Consider the following 4,634-nt stretch of genomic DNA (forward strand, 5'->3'; position numbering starts at 1 on the left):
TGCCCGCGCCCGGCTCCTTGCCCGGTCCCTCGCCCGGCTTGTCCTCAGCCCGCATTGCCGCTTCCGGCGGCGCGCTCGGCGGCCTCCACCACGTTCACCAGCAGCAGGGCCCGGGTCATCGGGCCGACGCCGCCGGGGTTCGGCGAGACCCAGCCGGCGACCTTGGCGACCGCCGGGTCGACATCGCCCATGATCTTGCCCTCGCCGTCGCGGCTGACGCCGACGTCCAGCACGGCCGCGCCGGGCTTGACGTCCTCCGGCTTGATCAGGTGGCCCACGCCCGCCGCGGCGACGATGATGTCGGCCTCGCGCAGGTGCGCCGACAGGTCACGGGTACCGGTGTGGCAGAGGGTGACCGTGGAGTTCTCGGTCCGGCGGGTCAGCAGCAGGCCGATCGAGCGGCCGACGGTGATGCCGCGGCCGACGACCACGACGTGCTTGCCGTTGAGCTCGACGTCGTGGCGGCGCAGCAGCTCGATGATCCCGTTGGGGGTGCAGGGCAGCGGGCCGGTCTCGTTCAGCACCAGGCGGCCGAGGCTCATCGGGTGCAGGCCGTCGGCGTCCTTGGCCGGGTCCATCAGCTCCAGGACGCGGTTGGTGTCGATGCCCTTGGGGAGGGGGAGTTGGACGATGTAACCGGTGCAGTCGGGGTTGTCGTTGAGCTCGCGGACGACCGCCTCGATCTCCTCCTGGGTGGCCGTGGCGGGGAGTTCGCGCTGGATGGAGGCGATGCCGACCTCGGCGCAGTCACGGTGCTTGCCGGCGACGTACCACTTGCTGCCGGGGTCGTCGCCGACGAGGACGGTGCCGAGACCGGGCTGCACGCCCTTGGCCTTCAGCGCCTCCACGCGCACGGTGAGTTCGGACTTGATCGCTGCTGCGGTGGCCTTGCCATCGAGAATCTGGGCGGTCATGACCCCATCCTCGCGGATGGGGCGGCCATGGTTCCAATCAGGGCGGCCCGCCGAAGGTGACGAATTCGCTTCGGTTATTCCCTGCAGCCCCCGCGGCCCCTCGGATACGGGTATCAGCTGGACAAAAGTCAGAGGCCCTATAACGATGATCCGCGTGCCGCGGGTGCAAATCGGGGGCGAGCCGCTGACACAACTCTCCTCCGAATGCCTGCGCCGTCCCCGCACGACACCGACGGAGGAAATCCCCAGCATGAGCTTCGGCGATCAGAACAACCCGTACGGCGCGCCCCAGCAGGCGCCCGGTTACGGATATCCGCAGCAGCCCCAGGGCGGACAGCCCGGCCAGCCGTACGCCGCGTACCCGCAGGCGCAGGGCGGCTACGCCGGTGTGCCGCAAGGTCCGCAGGTGATGCCGGGCATCACCAAGGCCGCGCGCATCATGCTGTACGCGATCGCCGCGGTACACGTGATCGTCGCAGGCCTGTGCGCCGCCGCCATCGCCGCGATCAGCGACGCGAAGGAGACCCACGGGGGCGGCACCGTCACCACCGCGCAGGGCGACACCGTGGATGCCGACACGGTCTTCGACGCCGGAAAGGGCGTGTTCGCGTTCCTCGCCGCGCTGGCCGTGGTCTTTGCGATCATCGGCGTCATTCTCGCGGTGCGCTACGCCAAGGGCGGCAATGGCGTCCGCGTCGGCTCGATCGTCTACGCGGCGTTCGGGATCATCAGCGGCCTGGTGTGCATCGTCTTCTACGGCGTCGGCCTCATCGGCCTGATCCTGTCGATCCTGGTGATCGTCTTCGCGGCCAAGCAGGCCTCGCAGGACTGGTTCCGCCGCCCGCGCTTCTGAGCGCACGCACGTGACGGACGCGGAGGCCCGTACACCCGATCGCATCGGGGTACGGGCCTCCGCCCGTTCCGCGGCCTAGTGGAAGAAGTGGCGCGTACCCGTGAAGTACATCGTCACGCCCGCCGCCTTCGCGGCCTCCACGACCTGCTCGTCGCGGACCGAACCACCCGGCTGCACCACGGCCTTGACGCCCGCGGCCGTCAGCACCTCCAGCCCGTCCGGGAAGGGGAAGAAGGCGTCGGAGGCGGCGTACGAGCCGCGCGCCCGCTCCTCGCCCGCCCGCTGCACGGCCAGCTTCGCGGAGTCGACGCGGTTGACCTGGCCCATGCCGACGCCGACGGTCGCGCCGTCCTTGGCCAGCAGGATCGCGTTGGACTTGACCGCACGACAGGCGCGCCAGGCGAAGGCCAAGCCGGCCAGCTCCTCGGCGGGGAGCGCCTCGCCCGTGGCGAGCGTCCAGTTGGCCGGATCGTCGCCCTCGGCCTGGAGGCGGTCCTTGGTCTGGACGAGGACGCCGCCCTCGACGGGCCGGGTCTCGCCGTGCGCCGCGGGGGCGTCGGCGCAGCGCAGCACGCGGATGTTCTTCTTGCGGGCCAGCACCTCCACGGCGCCGTCCTCGTAGGCCGGGGCGACGATGACCTCGGTGAAGATCTCGGCGACCTGCTCGGCCATGGCGACCGACACGGGGCTGTTGACGGCGATCACGCCGCCGAACGCGGACAGCGGGTCGCACTCGTGGGCCTTGCGGTGGGCCTCGGCGACGTCCGAACCGACGGCGATGCCGCACGGGTTGGCGTGCTTGATGATCGCGACGCAGGGGTCGGTGTGGTCGTACGCCGCCCGGCGGGCCGCCTCGGTGTCCACATAGTTGTTGTAGGACATCTCCTTGCCGTGCAGCTGCTCGGCGTAGGCGAGGCCCTTGCCCGTGCCGTCCGTGTAGAGGGCGGCGGGCTGGTGCGGGTTCTCGCCGTAGCGCAGGACCTGCTTGCGCTCGTAGGAGACGCCGGTGAAGTCCGGCCAGGGGCCCTCGTCGGCGCCGTAGCCTTCGGCGAACCAGTTGGCGACGGCCACGTCGTAGGCGGCGGTGTGCTGGAACGCCTCGGCGGCCAGGCGCTTGCGCTGCGCCAGGTCGAAGCCGCCGTCGGCGACGGCCTTGAGGACGTCCTGGTAGCGGCCGGGGTTGACCACGACGGCCACCGAGGGGTGGTTCTTGGCGGCGGCGCGGACCATCGAGGGGCCGCCGATGTCGATCTGCTCCACGCACTCGTCGGGCGAGGCGCCGGAGGCGACGGTCTCCCGGAACGGGTAGAGGTTGACGATCACCAGCTCGAACGGCTCCACGCCCAGCTCGGCCAGCTGCTCGCGGTGGGAGTCCAGGCGCTGGTCGGCCAGGATGCCGGCGTGGACGCGCGGGTGGAGGGTCTTGACGCGGCCGTCCAGGCACTCGGGGAAACCGGTGAGCTCCTCGACCCGGGTGACCGGGACGCCGGCGGCGGCGATCCGGCCGGCCGTCGAGCCGGTCGAGACGAGCTCGACGCCCGCCTCGTGCAGACCGCGTGCGAGCTCCTCCAGCCCGGCCTTGTCGTAGACGCTGACCAGCGCGCGGCGGATGGGCCGCTTCATACCTTCGGCGGTCACAGGAATTTCACCTTTCGTCCCTCTATGCGGTAGCCGTTGCGGGCCAGGCGCCCCACGACCTCGACGAGCAGCTCGCGCTCGACTTCCTTGATCCGCTCGTGCAGCGCGGATTCGTCGTCCTCGTCCCGGACCCCGACGACGCCCTGGGCGATGATCGGGCCGGTGTCGACGCCGTCGTCGACGAAGTGCACGGTGCACCCCGTCACCTTGACCCCGTACGCGAGCGCGTCGCGCGCGCCGTGGGCGCCGGGGAAGCTGGGCAGCAGGGCGGGGTGCGTATTGATCACGCGGCCCCCGAAGCGGGCCAGGAACTCCTTGCCCACGATCTTCATAAAACCGGCCGAGACCACGAGGTCCGGCTCATGGGCCGCGGTGGCCTCCGCCAGCGCCCGGTCCCAGGCGTCGCGCGTCGGGTGGTCCTTGACGCGGCAGACGAACGTGGGGATCCCGGCGCGCTCGGCCCGCTCCAGGCCGGCGATGCCGTCCCGGTCGGCGCCCACGGCCACGATCCGGGCGCCGTAGCCCTCCGGATCGGCGGCGATCGCATCGAGCAGGGCCTGCAGATTGGTGCCGGAGCCGGAGACCAGGACGACGAGGCGGGCGGGGGGCGCGGGAGGCGGGGAGGCCACGGTGGGGCCCTTTCTCGCAGGCGAGCGGTGTGATGGCCGTACGGTTTGTATGGTCGTACGAGACGAGGGCGTCGCCGAATACGGGGGACTCTACGAACCCGCCGACCGCCAGCAACGATACCGGCACACCGAACGGCCCCCGCGGGACGGGGGCGCGCGCGGAAGGTAGCGTCTGGAAGCAGCGCACGGAAAAGCGCGGGCCACGTGCACGGAATCCGGGCGCGACGCCGTACGTTCGGAGTGCGGTAGGCACGGACGCCGGGGATGTGCCGTACGTCCCGGGCGTTCGGGCACACATCCTGGACGGCGCACATCCTGGGCGTGCCGGACGACGACACAAGGGGAAGACACACTCCACATGCCGGACCGACGCCGTCACGCGGCTCACCGCCTCGCGCTGCCCACCGACACCCCCGGCGGCGGTGCGATGAGGAACGCCCGCATGTCGCACGACCGCCCCACGCCGCCCTCCCCCGACGAGCAGCGGGACAACCCCTTCGCGCCGCCGCCGGAGGGACAGCCGGACCGGCCCTGGCAGCCGCGGCAGCCCCCGCAGGGCCGCGGGGACGGCCGGGACGGCGGCCAGGGGGACGGCTCGCA

General features: G+C 71.7%; 4 protein-coding genes and 1 pseudogene. 2 read left to right on the forward strand and 3 right to left on the reverse strand.

Features of this window, described 5'->3' with window-relative positions:
- Positions 1 to 44: 44 nt before the first annotated feature.
- Positions 45 to 914: a bifunctional methylenetetrahydrofolate dehydrogenase/methenyltetrahydrofolate cyclohydrolase gene (locus V7793_RS33745; RefSeq protein WP_336013509.1), complete on the reverse strand. Its 870-nt coding sequence runs from the start codon at positions 912 to 914 to the stop codon at positions 45 to 47.
- Between the two features lie 145 nt (positions 915 to 1,059).
- Here V7793_RS33745 and V7793_RS33750 point away from each other — a divergent pair, with 145 nt between their 5' ends.
- Positions 1,060 to 1,767, forward strand: a complete 708-nt coding sequence (locus V7793_RS33750; protein ID WP_336013510.1) for a hypothetical protein — start codon at positions 1,060 to 1,062, stop codon at positions 1,765 to 1,767.
- Positions 1,768 to 1,842: 75 nt separating this feature from the next.
- On the opposite strand, the gene purH is transcribed toward V7793_RS33750, so the two are convergent.
- Together purH and purN are read right to left on the reverse strand one after the other, a co-directional pair.
- A complete protein-coding gene (gene purH / locus V7793_RS33755) occupies positions 1,843 to 3,390 on the reverse strand; it encodes a bifunctional phosphoribosylaminoimidazolecarboxamide formyltransferase/IMP cyclohydrolase (RefSeq protein ID WP_336013512.1) in 1,548 nt (515 codons plus the stop codon).
- A gap of 11 nt (positions 3,391 to 3,401) precedes the next feature.
- Complete coding sequence (gene purN, locus V7793_RS33760; protein ID WP_336013511.1) at positions 3,402 to 4,034, reverse strand: phosphoribosylglycinamide formyltransferase; 633 nt, start codon at positions 4,032 to 4,034, stop codon at positions 3,402 to 3,404.
- 358 nt (positions 4,035 to 4,392) lie between these two features.
- On the opposite strand from purN, the pseudogene V7793_RS33765 reads away from it, so the two are divergent.
- Positions 4,393 to 4,634 (forward strand): annotated as a pseudogene (locus V7793_RS33765) (hypothetical protein); the annotation flags it as partial.

The sequence above is a fragment of the Streptomyces sp. KLMMK genome (assembly GCF_036961605.1).
GTDB lineage: Bacteria > Actinomycetota > Actinomycetes > Streptomycetales > Streptomycetaceae > Streptomyces > Streptomyces telluris.

Coding starts and splice junctions, on each gene's coding strand:
- V7793_RS33745 (WP_336013509.1), bottom strand. CDS start 914: ATGACCGCCCAGATTCTCGATGGCAAGGCCACCGCAGCAGCGATCAAG.
- V7793_RS33750 (WP_336013510.1), top strand. CDS start 1,060: ATGATCCGCGTGCCGCGGGTGCAAATCGGGGGCGAGCCGCTGACACAA.
- purH (WP_336013512.1), bottom strand. CDS start 3,390: ATGAAGCGGCCCATCCGCCGCGCGCTGGTCAGCGTCTACGACAAGGCC.